The sequence below is a fragment of the Ruminococcus flavefaciens ATCC 19208 genome, from assembly GCF_000518765.1.
Classification (GTDB): domain Bacteria; phylum Bacillota; class Clostridia; order Oscillospirales; family Ruminococcaceae; genus Ruminococcus; species Ruminococcus flavefaciens.
Map to the genome: position 1 here is coordinate 46432 of NZ_KI912489.1, position 18663 is coordinate 65094.

General features: G+C 41.3%; 18 protein-coding genes. 5 read left to right on the forward strand and 13 right to left on the reverse strand.

Annotated elements, in window-relative coordinates; genetic code table 11:
• The first annotated feature begins 17 nt into the window (after window positions 1-17).
• Window positions 18-551 carry a hypothetical protein gene (locus L870_RS0106950; protein WP_028517529.1) on the forward strand — a complete coding sequence of 178 codons (534 nt, stop codon included), beginning with the start codon at window positions 18-20 and terminating at the stop codon, window positions 549-551.
• Between the two features lie 151 nt (window positions 552-702).
• Here L870_RS0106950 and L870_RS0106955 read toward each other — a convergent pair whose 3' ends face one another.
• From L870_RS0106955 to L870_RS0106970, 4 genes are read right to left on the reverse strand one after another with little or no spacing between them, the layout of a single operon-like run.
• Window positions 703-2100, reverse strand: a complete 1398-nt coding sequence (locus L870_RS0106955) for a biotin/lipoyl-binding protein (RefSeq protein WP_028517530.1) — start codon at window positions 2098-2100, stop codon at window positions 703-705.
• Window positions 2101-2104: 4 nt separating this feature from the next.
• Window positions 2105-2956, reverse strand: a complete 852-nt coding sequence (locus tag L870_RS0106960) for a carbohydrate ABC transporter permease (RefSeq protein WP_028517531.1) — start codon at window positions 2954-2956, stop codon at window positions 2105-2107.
• The gene (locus L870_RS0106965) at window positions 2953-3810 is read right to left on the reverse strand and encodes a carbohydrate ABC transporter permease (RefSeq protein ID WP_028517532.1); all 858 of its coding nucleotides are present in this window, start codon (window positions 3808-3810) and stop codon (window positions 2953-2955) included. The genes L870_RS0106960 and L870_RS0106965 overlap by 4 nt, the downstream gene beginning before the upstream one ends.
• Before the next feature lie 2 nt (window positions 3811-3812).
• Window positions 3813-5999: an extracellular solute-binding protein gene (locus L870_RS0106970; protein WP_028517533.1), complete on the reverse strand. Its 2187-nt coding sequence runs from the start codon at window positions 5997-5999 to the stop codon at window positions 3813-3815.
• A 236-nt stretch (window positions 6000-6235) separates the two neighbouring features.
• On the opposite strand from L870_RS0106970, the gene L870_RS0106975 reads away from it, so the two are divergent.
• Both L870_RS0106975 and L870_RS18480 read left to right on the forward strand, forming a co-directional pair.
• A complete protein-coding gene (locus L870_RS0106975; protein ID WP_037271607.1) occupies window positions 6236-6913 on the forward strand; it encodes a response regulator transcription factor in 678 nt (225 codons plus the stop codon).
• Window positions 6914-6915: 2 nt separating this feature from the next.
• Window positions 6916-8193, forward strand: coding sequence for a sensor histidine kinase (locus L870_RS18480; RefSeq protein ID WP_051411452.1), 1278 nt, complete (start codon window positions 6916-6918; stop codon window positions 8191-8193).
• 536 nt (window positions 8194-8729) lie between these two features.
• Here L870_RS18480 and L870_RS0106985 read toward each other — a convergent pair.
• The 4 genes from L870_RS0106985 to L870_RS0107000 form a co-directional block, all read right to left on the reverse strand.
• Entirely contained in the window at window positions 8730-10028 is a 1299-nt protein-coding gene (locus L870_RS0106985) for a sensor histidine kinase (protein WP_028517535.1), read from the reverse strand.
• A complete protein-coding gene (locus L870_RS0106990; protein WP_028517536.1) occupies window positions 10025-10729 on the reverse strand; it encodes a LytR/AlgR family response regulator transcription factor in 705 nt (234 codons plus the stop codon). The genes L870_RS0106985 and L870_RS0106990 overlap by 4 nt, the downstream gene beginning before the upstream one ends.
• A gap of 214 nt (window positions 10730-10943) precedes the next feature.
• Entirely contained in the window at window positions 10944-11105 is a 162-nt protein-coding gene (locus L870_RS19250) for a hypothetical protein (protein WP_155250157.1), read from the reverse strand.
• Window positions 11106-11109: 4 nt separating this feature from the next.
• Window positions 11110-11541 carry a hypothetical protein gene (locus L870_RS0107000; protein WP_028517537.1) on the reverse strand — a complete coding sequence of 144 codons (432 nt, stop codon included), beginning with the start codon at window positions 11539-11541 and terminating at the stop codon, window positions 11110-11112.
• A 136-nt stretch (window positions 11542-11677) separates the two neighbouring features.
• Between L870_RS0107000 and L870_RS19255 the strand changes: the two genes are divergently transcribed.
• A complete protein-coding gene (locus L870_RS19255; RefSeq protein WP_155250158.1) occupies window positions 11678-12028 on the forward strand; it encodes a hypothetical protein in 351 nt (116 codons plus the stop codon).
• A gap of 243 nt (window positions 12029-12271) precedes the next feature.
• Here the strand turns inward: L870_RS19255 and L870_RS16930 are convergent, their stop codons facing one another.
• The 5 genes from L870_RS16930 to L870_RS0107030 form a co-directional block, all read right to left on the reverse strand.
• Window positions 12272-12994: an ABC transporter ATP-binding protein gene (locus L870_RS16930; RefSeq protein WP_051411453.1), complete on the reverse strand. Its 723-nt coding sequence runs from the start codon at window positions 12992-12994 to the stop codon at window positions 12272-12274.
• Window positions 12995-13013: 19 nt separating this feature from the next.
• The gene (locus L870_RS0107015; RefSeq protein WP_028517539.1) at window positions 13014-14246 is read right to left on the reverse strand and encodes a hypothetical protein; all 1233 of its coding nucleotides are present in this window, start codon (window positions 14244-14246) and stop codon (window positions 13014-13016) included.
• A gap of 76 nt (window positions 14247-14322) precedes the next feature.
• On the reverse strand, window positions 14323-15822 hold the full coding sequence (locus L870_RS0107020; protein ID WP_028517540.1) for a radical SAM protein: 1500 nt from the start codon (window positions 15820-15822) through the stop codon (window positions 14323-14325).
• A 189-nt stretch (window positions 15823-16011) separates the two neighbouring features.
• Window positions 16012-16164 carry a hypothetical protein gene (locus L870_RS19260; RefSeq protein WP_155250159.1) on the reverse strand — a complete coding sequence of 51 codons (153 nt, stop codon included), beginning with the start codon at window positions 16162-16164 and terminating at the stop codon, window positions 16012-16014.
• Between the two features lie 489 nt (window positions 16165-16653).
• A complete protein-coding gene (locus L870_RS0107030; RefSeq protein ID WP_028517541.1) occupies window positions 16654-17613 on the reverse strand; it encodes a glycosyltransferase family 2 protein in 960 nt (319 codons plus the stop codon).
• A gap of 336 nt (window positions 17614-17949) precedes the next feature.
• Between L870_RS0107030 and L870_RS0107035 the strand changes: the two genes are divergently transcribed.
• Window positions 17950-18663, forward strand: coding sequence for a LytR/AlgR family response regulator transcription factor (locus L870_RS0107035; RefSeq protein WP_028517542.1), 714 nt, complete (start codon window positions 17950-17952; stop codon window positions 18661-18663).

Genomic DNA, 18663 nt, shown 5'->3' on the forward strand with positions numbered 1-18663 from the left:
TAAGGAAAGGGATAGCCATGAATTATTTGCTCAATATTGATGAAGCGATAGACCGTAAATTTCTCGTTACAAAAGCTATGAGGGGTCAGGCTGACGTTGGTACTATCATCCACGTTATGGACGCCGAACAGCAGGGCGCAGCAGTTATTGTTTACTACCGCGTTACAAGATATAACGAGAAGTTCCATGATTATCAGGACTATACGGCAAAGTTTGAAAATCTCGCCGCATTCTGCAAATGGGCACAGCCTGATAACTTTATTGCCCGTAATTATGAGTGCTTCAGCTTAAGAGATATACAGCACTATATCAAGATCAAGAACAGAAGCTTCACATCTTTCTGTCTCCCGATCATTATTGTTGCTGCTGTAATTATCTGGTGTCTCGCACTCTTCCTTGTTAAGGATCGCGTTATAGGAATTATAATCGGTTCTGTCCTCACCGTTGTGGTCATTATCGCAGCCTTTGCACTGCTTAAAGTCCAGAAAAAGAAGGAAAAAATGCGTTTGTATCGTAAGGTCAGTGCCGGTTGGGGCGTAGTTTTTGAATAACCTTAACTGCGCAGAATACCGTTAAAAAGCTTCATCATTAAAAAAATTATTACGCGTATTCCCATCCTATAACAATCTGTCAACAGAATACAATGCCCCTTAAAGGCTCGGACAAGCATATGCCGTCTGCCTTTAAGGGGCGTTTCGTTTATTATAATCTTACCTTTTGTCCATCATAAAGCTTCTTTGACGCTGAAAGAACTATCTTTGCATCGGGTGGAAGCCCGTTTACGTCAACGCCTGCATAGGTACCGTTTTTTTCTCTTACAGTGACCGAGCATTTCTTTGCTGTATATTCCTTTCCGAAAAATCCCTCACTTTCCTCTATATAAAATATATCTCCCCTTGTCTCGCTTCGTCCGAATTCAATAGCATTAAGCGGTATACATTCGTACTTTTCCTCGGACAGAATACTTCCCTTCAGAAATCCGACCTCTCCTGCCCTTAGTTCGTCGGACTCAAGCGACAGCTCAACTGTATATCCGCTTCCGTCAGCCGCCTTGTAAACTCGCTTTACCTCGCAGCCCTCCGCTTTTATCCTGCCGTTTCTGAATCTCAGCTTGAAAACATCGCCTACGGATATGTACTCTATATCGTCCTCGTCTACATTCGCTCTGAAAATTATCCCCTCAGATACGTCCGAGACTATGAAGGCAGCATTTTCCGAAGTAAGCTCCCCTATTGCGGCATTTTTAGATGTTACTATGCCCTCAGCCGGACTGTATATATTGCCATTTGTCTCGTCAATCTTTTTCAGCGCTTCAAGTCTCTCCTGCTTTTCGGAAAGAACGCAGCTGACACTGGGCGAACCGCTTATCAGAACTACCGCAGAATCGCTTGTCACATCTCCAGCCTTTACAAGTACGCTTGTGACTGCGCCTGATACGCTGCTGTATACATTGCAGCCGTTGTTGTATATCTCTGTATACCGATCCAACTCACGCTGCTTTTCCTCGATATTATTGGTAATAGTCTCCGCCGAATGCATATCCTCGTTCTCATAGTAGCCCTCCCGTGTGGAGATATCGGCATTGAGCGAGTTCTGAACATCGGCTATGCGGCTGCTGAGATACTCGCTGTCAAGGCGCAGAAGCACCTGCCCTGCCGATACGCTGTCGCCTGCCTTTACACATACCTCTGCGGTGCGCAGTCCTGCTTCCGTAAATACGGGTATACTGCCCTCAGAGGAATAAGCGGACACGGATTCCAGCTCTTCGGCTATCTCCTTTTCAAGCAGTGCAGCCTTCTTGTGGAGATACTCGGTATCAAGCTTCATTATGATCTGATTTTTTATCACGCGGTCTCCGCATTCCACATCAGACTCCAGTACCCTCAGTCCTTCGGGAACAAATACGGGACGGCTCTTCAGAGCCTCAACTGTCCCTCCGTATTCAAGATCATGGGCTATGCTCTGGGTAGTCAGTTTCGTATAGCTCACATGAGGCATACGCTCTGTGTAAAGCATTCGTGAAACGAAAGTAAGTATGAGCATGGCTGCGAGAAATATCATAAAATACTTTATTGCTCTCTTTTTTATTTTTTCTTTCATTTGTCTACTCCTTGAGTGCAGAAGCGATTATTCCCTGTTCCAGCTCCTCCTGCCCTATAACGAACACAAACACCGCAGGTATGAGTGTAACTATCGCCGCTGATAAAAGTATAGCTCCGCTGTCTGCTCCAAGCATAGGCAGGTACAGTGACAGCGGATACAGCCGCTTGTTTTTGAGAAATGTCAGCGGCTGCTCCACCATATTCCAGAGGTCGAGAAAGCTGAGTACCACACAGGCGAGTATGCCTGACCTTCCGAGAGGAAGTCCGATATACCTGAGCACCTGCCATTCGTTTGCACCATCTATCCTTGCGGAGTCCGCCACATCACGGGGTATGTCCGCAAAGCCGCGGTATATCAGGAACACAGGGAAGGTGGAAAATATGGCAGGCAGTATGACTGCAAGACGGGTGTTCATGAGCTTCATACAGTCTATGACAAGATACTGCGACAGCATCGTTACCTGAAAGGGTATGAGCATGAATATTATGTATATATCAAAAAGAAGCTTTCGCCCTTTGAACTTGAATCTTGCAAATGCCCACGCCGCAGGTATGGCTGCAAGGGTCTGAAAAAGAAGTATGGAACCCGTTATCAGGAAGGAATTCCAGAATACCCTGTAAAAATCGGGAGTATATAACAGCAGCTCCTTGAAGTTATCCAGCGTAGGATACTGTGCGATATAGTCTATTTTGGAATAATCTCCATTGAATTTGATAAGGGGCGAAAGAGTCCCTGCAAGCTCGTCTGAGGCCTGTAAGGGAAGTATCACCGCAAGTAGCAAAGGAAACATAACAATGACACATATTATCGCCATTACAATGTACACGGAAGATACGCGAAGCTTTTCGGTCATAGCTGTTCCTCCTTGTCCCATGCCTTTCTGAGCAGCACTATCGCCCCGAGTATGACAGCGAATACGATTACCGCTGCCGCTGCCATTTTGTCAAGATCCATATTCACGAACCAGTTATTGAAAAGATGCTGCAAAAGGTAGATGTGCCGGTCGGGATATGCTCCTGCAACAAGGTACGCCTCGCGGAATACCTTGAAGGAGTTAAGGAATGATATTATTGTGATAGTATAAAGCGTAGGTTTAAGTTCAGGCAGTATGATACGGAAAAGTATCTGTCTGTCATTTGCACCGTCCACCTTCGCAGCATCAATTACAGCTGTGGATACACTCATTATGCCCGTAAGCCAAAGAAGCACCGTATATCCGAGGTTTTTCCATATATAGCTCCCCACCAGCACCCGGAATGAAGCCGATGAGCCGAGAAAGCTTACTGCACTGTGTCCGTGAGAGGTAAGGATATTGTTTATATAGCCTGTGTCGCTGAAAAGTATCTGCCAGACCAACACAAGAGCTGCGGTAGGAACTGCCAGCGGAAACAGAAGTACAGACTTTATGAGCCTGATGTATTTGAGTCTGCTGAGGGCGTATGCTGCCAGAAATGAAACGGATATGAGCAGCGGCAGACATATTCCCACAAACTTTGCTGTGTTCTTTACGGCAAGCCTGAAGGCTTCGTTGCTGAACACAGCTTTATAATTGTTTACCCCAACAAAATCACCCGTTACAGCTGTACAGAACGACCTGCGCAGAGAGTCTGCAAAGGGCAGGAACGTGAATATCAGCACTCCTGCGAGGCTCGGCAGCAGGAAGGGCAGATACCCAAGCTTTCTCTTCGAAAACACTTTATTTGTCATGATTATTCTTTCATTCTAAGTTCAAGCTGCTTTACGGTATCCTCGGCAGCCTGCTCCGCAGTTACAGTGCCTTCTATGCACTTCTTTCCTGCGTTTTCGATTATCTCTCTTATGGAATACTTTATGAATACAGGCTCGCTGAGAGTCTGTATATAGCTGTCAAACTCCTCAGCCTCTTCATTTGTCATCCATTCCATATCCACCTCGTATCCTTCTCCTTCTTCATTGCTGTCAAAAGGCGGTACGTATAATGAATAGACATTATCAGCATCTTTGTTCATTTCATAAAAGCCTTCAAGTGCAGTCTTATTTACAGGAAAACCGTCGGAATGTTCTATTTCCTGAGCTTCCTCGCTAAGTGCGGAGGCTATGAATCTGAATGCGTCATCTTTATTCTTGCTTGACTCGCTGACGGCTATATTGCAGTTTGGCATAAAGCACTTGTCACTTTCCATGCCGTATCTGTATGCTGCATCTATATCATTATCTAACTTCATTAATGAAGTTACTACATTGATCTCATTTTCAAAGCCATTCAATGAACCCAGAGCAATAACGTTCTTATTCATCTTCTCTGCCATATATCTTGTGCCGAAAAAGTATTCAGAGCCTGCTTCGTCGTTGTCGACACTTGAAATAAATGCAGTATCCATTTCGCTTTTCGATTTATCGTTGTTATACAGCTTTGCACAGCTTTCATAGAACTTTTCAAAGGCCGCCTTATCGGGAGTGCCGCTGAGGAGCTTGTTTCCCTCATACATAAGTCCCATACGGATAGGGTCGGTCTCCTCGAAAAAGTCTAAGATAGTATAATGAGGATCTTTCTCCTTGCGATATTTCTCGCAGAGGTCGGCTGCATCTGCAAAGCACTTTATTTTTTCAAGGTCTTTTCTCTCAGCACCTACGGCAGGTATGCGGAATTTGCAGGCAACGCTGTAAAGCTTGCCGTCCTCAGTGTTCCATTTTGCGATATTATCAAGAATATCGCTATCGGGGTGCCATTTATCCTCATACTTTGAAAGATCCGTGAGCATATTCTTTTCAATGAGGTTATCATTGTCAAGTCCGTCAATGACTATGACATCGGGAGCATTTCCGGACAGTATCTGAGTGGTAAGCTCCTTCATGGCGTCGCTGTAGGTCAGACCTTCCTTCATGCCAACCTGATAATCCACCTTGATATTTCTGTTGTCCGCAGCAAAGCTGCTGACTATCTGAGAAATGGTGCTGTTCTTTTCAAGGCTGTATACTTTAAGCTCTGATGCCACGGCAGTTTCAAGCTCGGGGTCATAGCTGTATTTGTACATACCGCTGTTGAATGTGGCATATATAGTCCCGTCAGGTGCGCAGTATATGGTACCGAACTGATCGGAGGGATCGCCGAAACGGCTTATAAGACCGTCGATTATCTGCTCCGCAAAGTTTCCGCCCCATGAATAGTGATAAAGTCCGTCCTCACAGCCGATATATATATCATCATTATTTCCTGCGCAGATGTCCAGAGCGTGTTCGGCATCGCTTTTTTCAGCCTTGTACTTGCCCAGCAGATCGGCAAGAACATCGGGAACTTCCGTCTCGCTGTTCTTTTCGATATCGTAAATATGTACGCCGTCCCTGTCACCGTAGAATATCCTGTTGCCTACGATGTCAAAGAAATTTATTCTTTCACCTTTATCTGCCAGCTTCTTTGCCACACCTGTATTTATATCTATTTCGTACAGTGCATCATAATTAAGACCGAAAAGCCTGCCATTATCGGCAAATTCCAAATTGTAAATATAATCCGCACCTTCGATCTTTTTACATTCACCTTCCGCATTTATGACACAGGTATCGGCGTCCTTAAATACTACCAAGCCTTTATCAGATGCCGCATAGACAGCATATATATCATCGTCATCATTTTTAGTCAGATCCTCGACCTCACTTCTGAAAACTCTTGTGCCGTCCTTGGATATGTACACAAGCTCTTTTTCCCACGCGGATATTACACCTGTTTTTTCGCCGATAGTAACAAACTCGGAAACACTTTGCATATCATAAGTCCTGCCCTCGACCTTCGATTCGGCATAGCCGCCTTTTGATGAAAGCAGCTTTACTTCGGGAGCTTTCTCACTGCTGCACGAGGTAAGCGGTGCAAGCATTGCAAGTGAGAGTATAACAGCTAAAGTCTTTTTCAGTGTGTTCATTTTTGTGTACCTCCTGTCTTTATGATATTATAATATCACATCAATCTCTAAAACTTATCTAATTATTCTCTAATTTTTCTCTAATTAATCTCTAATTTTTCTCTAAAACTTTCCAAGCCGCATAATATGTGCTATAATAATGATTGAATAATCAGCCTTTAGGCGTTAGCCGTTAGCCGAAGGCGACACATTGGCTAACGGCTAAAGGCTCTATTAAAGACGAAAGGAAATCTTCTATGCGTATACTTATTATAGAGGACGACAAGGAACAGTGTAATCTGCTGCAATTCAGACTTGAAAAAGAGGGCTTTTCCGCTGACCTGTGCTACGACGGAGATGACGCTGACTACTACCTCAGCCGCAATGCCTACGATCTTGTGCTGCTTGACTGTATGCTCCCCCACAAGGATGGTCTTACCATACTTTCGGAAATGCGCAGGAACGGCAATGAAACTCCCGTTATAATGCTGACGGCTTTAGGCGAACTCAGCGATAAGATAACGGGTCTGGACTGCGGTGCTGACGATTATGTTGTTAAACCATATGAATTCGGCGAACTTATGGCGCGTATCAGGTGCAGACTGCGCCGTCCCACAGGTATTGAAAGCCTCGAAAAGCTCACCGTTGGCGATATAAGCTATAATGCCGAGGGCAAGATGCTGACAGGTCCTGCCGAGAGCTGCACTCTTTCCAATAAGGAGAGTGAGCTCCTTGAACTGTTCATGCGCAATCCTGATCAGACTCTCTCACGTCAGACTATCCTTGCAAGGATATGGGGCGCGGATTACGAGATCGAGGACGGCAACCTTGACAATTATATCTATTTCGTCCGCAGACGACTGAAAAAGGTGGGGAGCTCCTCATCTGTAAAAACCGTTCACGGCATCGGCTACCGCCTTTCAACGGAGGGCTGAGTATGTTCAGGAAAGTCCATATACGGCTTACCATGCTGTTTACGGGAGTCTGTACCCTTGTCGTAGCCGTTATGTCATTGCTGTATCTTTATCTCAGCTGGAACAACATCCGCAGAAATTCTTTCATAAGCTTCACGACCGATATTGCAAATTTCAGCTCTACTCTTTCAAAAGACCGCATCATCTCGCAGAGCTGGCTTATGAATATAAACACTAATTACAGCTATCAGCTTTACATTTTTGATAACGGCAAGGCTATGCTGTCTACTTCTCAGGGAATAAGCGAAGAAAGCTCCGAGCTTCTGGAGGATATAAAGTCTGTATTCTCAACAGACATACAGCGGCTCAGATACACAGGCTCTGTTGCACATGATGAATTCAGCTATTCGGCAAAGAATCACAGATATTACGTCGGTATGATCTTCATTTCGGGAGACAATGGTATAACAGAAATATACGCCGTAAAATCTCTCGACAGCCAGCAAAAACAGCTGAAAAAGCTTATAATATACTTTATTCTCATAATTCTCGGTGCAGCTATAGTATTCTTTGTATTTTCCTACTTCTTCACAAAGCTTCTCCTGAAGCCTGTAAAACAGGCTCACCAGCAGCAGGCTCACTTTATCGCGGCTGCTTCCCATGAGATTAGAAATCCCGTAAATACAATCATATCCGCTCTTGACGCTATGGAGACAAGCAGCGCCGACCAGCAGCAGTACCTCTCAAAAATAGCCAGAAAAGAGGGCAAACGCCTTGCTCTCCTCACCGAAGATCTGCTTACTCTTGCACGTTCTGACAATGGAAGCTTTACTGCACAAGCCGCTCCCACAGAGCTTGACACCCTTGTCCTTGACTGCTATGAAGCCTTTCTCTCGCCTGCAAAGGAAAAGAATATCAGCATTTCCGTAAAGCTGCCCGATGACAATATCCCGAAAGCTATGATAGATGCAGAGAGGATAAATCAGGTAATATCCATACTGCTGAACAACGCCGTCAGCTACACTCCCGAAAACGGAAGGATAGAGATAGCCTACAGCGTGGATAATTCGCAGCATATCGTGCGTGTCTCCGACAGTGGCTGCGGTATCTCCGAAGAGGATCGCCGACATATCTTTGAACGCTTTTACCGTGCAGACCGCTCCCGTACAGACCGCTCACACTTCGGTCTCGGACTGTCAATTGCAAAGGAGATAATGGATCTCCATAACGGAACCATATCCGTTGAGGACAGTTCCCTCGGCGGTGCTTCTTTCGTGATAACACTTCCCAGTGAAAAATAATAAAGTCCCGAAGCAATTCGGGACTTTATGTATTATGTAGGGGCGCGGAACGCGCCCCTACAATGCGCTCATGTTATTTACATCGTAAATAGCTGACGACCAATGGTCATCCCTACACATTATTTAAATAACGTCGCCGCAGGCGACTCCACAACTTTCAACTTAAAACAAAACTGACTCCGCTCGAATTGCGAAGTCAGTTCGTTGATTAATTCATTATGCCATAGGTTCGTTTTATGCTGTACGCACAAAATGATGCAGTTTAGGCCTGTGACTATTTACATTTTTTAACTTAGTACCATTGCCGATAATCAAAGGCTGTTTTTAATTTTTACCGAATAACCAATCAAATATACCAATGTATGCTGTGTTTTTAACTGAATTGTTTGCCATTTTCTAAACCTTCCATCTGCGTCCGTTTTGGCACATCGGCATATAAGCCATGTACCGACTACTTTTTTATCATCTCACAAACAGAATAAAAAAGCAATATATATACGGTGAAAGGTGTAGATTTATTGGCATACGGTCAAAAATCAAGCACTGCAAACAAACGGTAATACAATCTCTGTCCTGAACTGTGAATTATCATAATGATATTTTACCGTTCCTTCTAAATTCTCAACACAGTGTTCAACATTCTGATGTCCGATACCATGATTGACAGGATCTTTCTTATGGGTCAGCAATCTTCTTGCGCTGCTGCAAACAGGTGTGACCAGTGTATTCACAGTAGTAATAAAGAAACTGCTTCCAACAGTTTTCAGAGTCAGATGAACACTGCCGCCATCAGGACATTCAGAAGCCGCAGCAAAAGCATTGTCAAGAATATTGGAAAATATAGTACAAATCTCAGGACCTGTTATACGGGTTTCCTCTGACATCATACCATGTATCTGAAAATCAACATTACTGTATTTTCCCGCAATATCATTAACGATAGCATCCAGCAACGGATGACCTGTCTGATATCTGACTTTGCAATTCTCAACAACATCCTGAAGCTTTTCCAGATATTCCTCTGCTTCATCATATCGCTGTTCATGCACCAATGTATGAACACAAAACAGATGGTTAAAGATATCATGCCTGAATTTTCGCAGCTCTGTGTCTTTATTAATCTGTTCCTGATAATAGTCATTTTGCAGCTTCAACAGCTTTTCGTTGACCATCGCAAGACGTTTATAACGTTTTCGGGAAGAGATCATGTAACTTAGCACAATACCCAATGCAAGGAATAATATTGCCAGTATATAAGCAGACCCTGTCAGAAGAAATTGGCCCTTAATAGAAGAACCAACGAACTGACAGGCATTAATATAGATCAATGAAGCGATCTGTCCGATCAGAAAAAATATAATAAAAGAATTTCCTATTTCAGTTAACCCGTATTGACTTCCGCTACGCTTATGACGCAGAATATTCCACGGCAACAGCAAAAACAGCAACAAAAACAAACCTGCTGAGTTCATTAAAGCAAACCAAACAGGGTTTTCCAGCAACTCATCTGCGGAAATATGAAAGAAAGAACGCACAAACGCCACAAGTAATTCATCTATACAACAGATGCCAAAAAATGTAATTGCCGAAAAAAGAAATCTTTTTTTGCCCAAAACAGAAAGTGCACATATGGGAATACAGACAAACATCAGCAACGCCGAAGGATAGTTTATATGCATAATATTCAGCAAAATAACTATACCTATACTGCCTGAAAAAAGTGTTGCTGCTGCCCGAGAGGGGCGGAATCTATAATTCAAAAAGCCATGCAGACACAACATTAGTTTTGCACATTCTACGATCAGATCTACAATATCCTTTAGCAAGTCTATCATTTTGAAATTCCTCCGCCATACATTCTGACGTATTCAAGATAAGCTGTCTTGAATGCCGCAGTATTCCTTCTGGAAAGAGGAAGCTCTTTTTGATTATCCATGATAACATTACCGTTACTCACAGCCCTGACGTAGCGCAAGCCGATGAAATACGATTTATGTATACGAAAAAAATCTGTACAAGGTAATCGTTCTGCAACCGCTTTCAGCGATTCATGCACATCATAGACATCTCCCTGAACATTATAGATATATGTTCCATCCCCATAAGCCTCTAAGTACATGACCTCTCTTATTCTGAGTCTTAAAACATCGCCCCCTGTTTTTATCACCAATACCTGATTTTCGGCAAGTTCTGCTTCCGCCGCACTAAACGCCTCTCTCAGCTCCGACATTTTAAGCGGCTTTCGCAGGAATCTGAAAGCTTTTACATGAAATGCCTGATATATCATTTCTGTGTGTGCGGTCAAAAATATAATATAACCGTTCCGCCCTGCAGAACGTAATTTTTGTGCAGTTTCCATACCGTTAAGATCAGGCATTTCTATATCTAAAAAAATAATATCATAATCAACATCAGAAGAACATAATGCAGCTCCTGATGAATATTCCGTTAATTCAAGCTTGGAATTATAATTTTTCAGACATTTGTATATTTGCTGTCGAAAAATCTTATCATCATCGCATATTGCGATTTTCACATTTACTACCTCCTTGAGAAGAAACTATTCATCATCCTTATTTAAACATATAATCATCAGTAGCAAATCAGATAGAATTATTATACACGATACAAAACAGTTTGTCAAGCTTGGATATAAAAGCTATTTAATATGACAAGACAAAAAAATCCTGCATACAATTAATGTATGCAGGATTTATGTAACCTTTTATTGTATTTAAATCTTTTCTGATTTAGAACATTGTGTTTATCATATTCCACCAACTCATATCAGAGTCGGAACCGCCACCGTCAAATCCTAACTTATGGACAATTAAAGCTGTAATAAATGCCATAGCTAAAGAAGCAGCAATCAAAATTATTATTTTCTTCAGCGATAATTTTTTTTGCTTCATAAATTCAACTCCTCTCGGAAACAGTGATCTGTTCTGTAAGCTGTTTCAATTTTGGAATTCGATTCTCCGCAAGTTCAGCTGAACATCCTCCTGTAATGGAACATATGACATTTGAACGGAATATTCGCTGACAGAATTTCATTTTAATATCCTGCACTTTGCCTTCATATTCAAATTCACATATATTATCATTCAGATTATTCGGCTTTACCGAAAACTCTTTCAGCATTTTCCTTAATTCAAGTACAGTATTAAGATAAATCTGCTGCATAGAAAGTGTGTTATTGGGATACACCATTACCGAAAGACTCGACTTGTTTTCAGCTTCACTGCGTTCAAACAGCGTTACGAAACTGCCTTGAAAATTAGGTTGTGCCTTCCATTCGTTTTCATCAAACGGAACTGATACTTGAAGTGTATCATTTTTAAAAAGCATCAAATCACCTCATTTCCGTCACTGTGTCGCTGCTGCGATACGTTCTTTCGGAATCATTCGCAGACAAATCGCTGACACGATAAAGCAGGCAACTCCTACAAGTATTGAAATCAATGCAATATACTGAGGTATCTCAATGCCAACCAGCTTGATAGACAGATTCCAGATACCAAGATATGCTGCAATCGGAAAGATCATGCCAAACACATTCATATTTTTAAAATACCAATATGCTACAGAAATTATTGAAAGAACTCCAAAGCACAAAAACGGCATTGTAATAAATGTAAGTATCGCAGAAATCGCTGTAAATCTGACCATAACTCCGAATCTTACATATGCAATAACCATATTTATAGCAACAGCAATTAGAAGCAAAACTATACAGAGCAATATGGATACGAATAACTTAGCACACCATATTGCTGTCTTGTTCATACCGCCCGAAAGCATAACACCTATCGTTTTTGATGTTCGTTCCTCGTAAATATAACGATTTATCAATGTATGACCTACAAACAAAATTATGATAACAGACATATACATCATAATGTTGCCTAACTGATAACCTGTTTCTTTATCTGACAGTTTAAGATCAATTACAGCCTGCATCGTTACATACTGAAGTAAATTTGAGACAATTACACTAAACAATAAAATCAATATCATAGAATGAAAAGTCTCTGTCAATTCCTTTCGTACAAATGAACGAAAAACATTACTCCAGCTTTTATTCATCCTTTACCACCTCCAGATATTTATCAGTAAGTGTTGCACCATTGCGCATAGAAAACTGCTCCATACTTTCATCAACGATGAGAGAGCCTTTTTTCAGAACAACCAATCTCGATGCAAGTTCCTCAATATCAGCCATAACATGAGTTGTAAGCATCATAGTAATACTATGTGCGGTTTGATATTCTCGGAGTATGCGAATAACTCTTGATCGGTTTTCAATGTCGATGCCATCAAAAGGCTCATCAAGCAGTAAAAGCTGAGGCCTAATTGCCATAGCACGTGCCAAAGCAAGCTTTCTCTTCATTCCTTTAGAAAACTTACCTACTTTTTTCTTTCCTGCATCTCCAAGATCAAGTTCTCCGAGCAGTTCTTTTGCCTGAGGAAGCAGGTCACGCTTTCCGTAAGCCGACAGGAAAAATTCCATATTCTCTGCTGCTGTCAAACGTTCATAAAGTCCGTTTTCATCAAAAAGCACTCCGATTTTTCCATAAAGCTTGTTATACTCTTTCTTTACATCATTTCCCATAATAGTGATCGAACCTTCTTCATAACGCAAAAGGCCGAGCATTGTTTTCAGCGTTGTTGTCTTTCCCGATCCGTTCGGGCCAAGATATCCGAGTGTATCTCCCTTGTTTAAGGTAAATGAGATATTCTTCAGAACGCTAACACCCTGATATTTTTTTGTGACATTTGAAATAGATGCAATTTGTTCCATTATATCCTCACTTTTTCTTTTAGCACCATTCACCTGTATGCGTATTATAACCGCATATCATGCTGATATACTCAGGGTTTTCATACAGTGCCTGTTCAATAGTTGTGCAGTCAACGCACGCAAAACGATTTTCGCATTCTCTACAGACAGCAGACATTCGCTTCGGCATTTCCCAAGCTCTCTTATGTCCTTCTTTAACCAGAAAATCAAATAAACCGCCTTCTTGAGGGTAAGCTGCCTTATCATGCAGACATCCGCTGATAACACCGTTACAATTGATGGAAAGCTTACCATACTTACACGTACTGTACTTTCCTTTTGCATAAAATACAGAACCATCTGCAGGTTCAAGTCGATCTTCTCCGCGTCCTATAGATAACACATGATCCTTTGCGCTCCTAAGCAATTCTGTTGTACGAAGCTGCACACCAAGCGATGCTGCTGCCTCAGATACAGCTGAATGCGTATTCTCTGATGTATTGTGCAGATATATTACACTCAAAACAGTACGAACACCGTGTTCCAAAGCTTCTGTTGAAATCTTTTTGATTGATTCAAGCTCTGACTGACATTCTGCATCAGAACAGCAAATTACGATAGTACTATTTTCATATTCTGCCGCAAATTTTATAAATTCACCTGAAATCTCCTTCAGGTATGTTACAAACTCAACACCAATGTCTTCACCGTGAGCACAGCGATCTATGAGCTGACGGAATACATCATAATGTCCTGTTGGAGCACCAATATTCAGTCTGACATTTGTGATTGAGATTTCATCTAATTCAGCAAGCTGTGAAAGCATTTCCGCACTGACTTCTTCCTGATCACGTTTTTGTTCAACAGATGGAATACAACTGTTACATCCCTGGAAAATCAGCAAAGGCTTGTTCTCCAGCACACCGTATACGTCCTGTGGGTACAGTTCCAGCGTTAACTCGTCAATTTTCAGTACAGGCTCCATATAACCTTTCAGTTCAAACGGCATATGCGGTAAGTACGGCTCTGCATAGACAGCACCATTATAAACAGAACCAATTGCATTTGCGATCATCTGTTCAAGAAGCTTATCTACATCCTCAGATGGGAAGAACTCTTTAGTTTCTTCAATGCTGCGCTCTGCAAAAGAAAACAGTATTGCTGTATCCGCAGCTGACAGATGAGTCACCTTGCGGTCACTTAATTCATACAGTGTGCTACGCACCCTGCCCTTGATCCAGATCACATCCGGAAAAAAGCGGAAATATGTCATTTATTTACCTTCCTTATATTTTATACTGCCCACATTTTATGCACATATGCATTCGGCATGCGGATACCGTATATATTTATACTCTGAATAAAAATGAACTGCTAAGATTATTATGCAGATTATCAAACGCTGTTGGATTTTTTTCGAGTATAGAGTATACAACTGCGAATTTTTCTCTCTGCAATTTACGCCAGTTTTCACAGAATCCTTCTCTAATGTGAAAATCACCATTTCCATTTGTATATGCAAAGCAAAGCGGACAATTGTTCTTTGAATCACATTCCGCGCATTCCTTCGTTACACTCTCGTTATACTGCTTGATGATTCCGCTTATAGCATCTAAATTCAGTCCGTTTTCTATATCACCAATTGGGAAAGTACTGTTGATACGTTCACAAATATCGATCTTTCCGTCTGTTCTGATACTGAGTTTCATTCCGGGAATACAAGTATTTGTGTAAGGAAGCAGTGCAGACTTTGCATCAAGATGACGCAGACGCATAACCGTCAGTGATATAGGTGCTTCAAAAAGCATCTGAAGATAATCTGACATCTCTTCATTATTCTGCTTTGCTTTTATATACTTTCTCATCAGCTTATCATGAACTTCATGGAAATTTCTTACATCATCCTTTGTAAATCTATCGTAATAATTTGTGTTCGTTGCTGAAACCTCATTTATAAAGAAGATACGAGGAAGCTTATTTTCCATAAAAAACCGCTCATTTTCAACCAAATCGGTTTTCGTATCATAAACAGAAATAATACCGATGTTTCCATAGTCAGGGTATTTTTCCTGAAAACGCATCAGATTTTTAACAACGCGTTCATGGGACCCCTGCTCACCTGTCAGTACACGATTTCTATCGTGATTCTTCATGCTTCCGTCAAGACTTACTGCAAGATGAATTTCATTTTCTACTACAAAGTCCATGATCTCATCGGTAAGCAAGTAACCGTTTGATGTCATATTAAGAATAATCGGTACAGGCTCGTTTTCACGGCAATATGCAACGATCTTACGAACCAGATCTATTTCAAGCAACGGTTCTCCACCATAAATAGTAATTCCTGCTTTTTTATTGGGAATTTTCTTGCGCAGTTTTCTCAGATAATCAAAATACTGATCCATCGCCTTCTTTGCCGTTTCAAAAGACATACGGTTTGAAGTACGATTACGTGTAAAATCATACTCTTCCGTCAAATAGCAGTATTTACAACGGAAATTGCAGTTCTCTGTAACATTCAGAACCATCAAATAAGTCATTCCGTTATCATACTCGTCCTGAATCAGTTCTTTCTTTGGTTCTGTTATCTTATTTTCCGTCGAACTGTTTCCAAAGCCACTGTAATTCGCCCTCCATCGGCGAATGAATCGGAATACACCATGTACCAGATGTGACGGATACTCCTTACAAAGAGCCTCTTCCGCTTCATCCTCCGATGCACCCGAGTCCAACAAACGCATCGCACCGCCAAGAATTCCGTTATCCGAAATTACAGTGCCAGTATTCACATCATAAAGATACTGATTTTTCTCCAGCGTCTGAAATGCAACCGTCAATGTTTTTCCCATTTATGAACTCCTAATATTTTTATCACTTTTCCATTATGCCATTTGTTAATATGTATTATATGCAAATTTTAAAAAGACAAAATGCAAAATTTATACCTTAATAATCAATAAACTGTTTAAAAATATCCGGACAGTGAGGAAGAACACACTATAAAGCGTGTTCTCCTTACGTCGTCCTTTGCTATCTCATTAAGAATTAAGAGCGATAGCTGTACCTGAACCACCAAATGTACCACCAAGAGCACAAACAGCAGTACCTGCACCTGCTGTTGCAGCACAAACGATACCGCAGCCACCAGCGCATGCAAATGTACATAATACACCTGTACAATTAATTGCCATAATTTTTACCTCCCTTTTATGTATTATTCCTTTCGACACGGTTCGCACCGCATCGAACAATTTCAGTATGCCATAAAAAGGAAACGGAATCAATAATAATACGGTAAACGGTATTTCTTTTCAGGTAATCGCACAAAAAAACAAAATGCTGATAAAAAGCACTTTTTATCGTACAAGAATCACAAAGTTTGTTTTTATATACGAAAAGATTTGATTCACAAACCACAACTGCCTATTATTCGGCAGACGTTGAGTACAAGGTCTGTTAAATATCAATTCTGTATATTGCTTTGTCACAAATAATATATATTAAACATGAGGAAATAATATACTTTTTATTCTGTATAAAGAAGAAAAGCTCCGTATAACGGAGCTTTGGGGGGAAGGAGTATAGAAGTCCATGAGTGAGTGAGTCCCCACAGACTTGTTTTTTAATAAAGCTGACCCTTGAAGTCAGGGAAGGGTCAAGGGCTCAGCTATAAGAAAATATCAGTTTGCACTTACAAGAACAGGCTTTTTCGCAGTGCGCTCAAGATGCTTATATATCTCAAGCCATATGTTCTTGCCCGGTTCACTTTTTCTTATACGCTCCCTGCATACAGGGTCAAAGAAGCTCTTGAACTCTTCAAGCTCGTTGAGAAAGCTGTCATTATACTTTCTCAGCATTGTATCAAGATTGTCTTTCCATTCGATATAACGCTTGCTGTCGTATTTCTCGTTTTCGTAAAGATGAAGAACTGCAACCTTTGGATTATATACGATGTCAACACCGTTTTTCATCATTCGGTAGCCGAACTCCCAGTCCTCTATCTCCTGCTCACGGAAGCTTTCATCTATGCCGCCGTATTTTCTGATACATTCCATAGGGATAGAGAGATTTGATGTCTGAGTGAATATCATCTTATACTGAACCTTATCAAAATCATAGTAATAAGGCTCAAGCATTTTAAGACGGATATCCTTTATGAAATAATAGCTCTTTTTCTTGTCAAGCCCGTATTTCTCAGGCTCTGTGAGCCAATAACGTATGCCGTTCCTGAAAAATTCCCTGTTTTCGTAAAAGACCTTATCGTCGTCCTCAAAAACTTCCTTTGTAAGACCGAACTGCATGATAGGTCTGCCGCACTTTCTGTACGCTTCATAGTGACCCGAAACGAAGTTCCTTGCAGCTATCTCGTCACCGTTCAGAAATATGAGAAGTTCTCCCGAAGCTCTCTTTATTCCATGATTTTTTGCCTGACCTATTGTGCTCTGCGGAAGAGTAAAACAGCGTACTCTTACCTTGTGCTCGTGCTGAGCGATATAGTCTGCAAGATCATCTCTGTCGCCGTAGTTAACAAAAATAAGCTCATACTCATCGTATGAAAAGTCTTGGTTTTCAAGTGAATGGAAAACTCTGACAGCCCTGTCGGTGGAATAGGAATATGGTATTATTATGCTGCATTTCATATTAATTCTCCTGTCATATCTTTTTGCGGTCCAGATACCGCTGAGTAATCCCCTGCTCTGAAAGCAGATATAATATCTTTTGTCTGTCACTATTATAGCGTTAAATGGGTGTAAATTTCAATAAAAATGCGCGAAGTGTAATTTTTAAGCGTGAAATGTCGACTTTTGTTCATAATTCATTCACTTTTTGTGCTGTAATCGCTTCAAAGCATTGACAAAGTATTAATATCATAGTATAATTAAAATGATATATGATAGAACGTGCAATCGACCGTCCTGCGTTGTTTTTGTCATTTTTTGAACAGCAGGACAGCCATATCAAGGGGGATCAGAACGTTGAATATCGCAATTTGCGACGATGAGCAAAGATATATAACTAAAGTCAAAGATGATCTTATAGCTCTGCAATCATATGAGGGTGAATTTGATTTTTTTGAATTCAAAACCGGCAGAGAGCTGATACTGGATTTTACTGCGGGAAAATATGCAGTTATTATACTTGACATACAGATGAAGGGCCTCAACGGAGTGGAGACCGCCCGTTTTCTGCGAGATATAGATGAAAACGTTATTATTATCTTCCTGACCAGCTATGAGAAATTCGCCGTTCAGGGATATGAGGTAAGGGCTTTCAGGTATATACTGAAAAACCAGCCCCGTGCCATTTACATGAAACAGCTCAGTGACGCTGTGCGTGAATATTACCGTAATACACAATATGTTATTGCTACTGCCGACAACAGCACAAAGGAAGAAAAGCTTCCTACAGATGATATAATGTATATAGAGGTCTTTTCGCATAAGCTTCTGATACACGCCAAAAAGGGGAAATACTTTACAAAGGGTACACTCTCGGAGATAGAAGCTCAGCTTTCAGATCTGCTTTTTGCCCGGCTTGACAAGAGCAGCATCGTTAATATCATCAATATAGACTATATCCGCAAAAATGAGATAATCCTTACAAGCGGAGAAACTCTCTTTGCAAGCAGGAACCATATCAAAAACATAAAGCAGTGTTTTATGGATTACAGCAGAAGCAGGTGGAGTTGA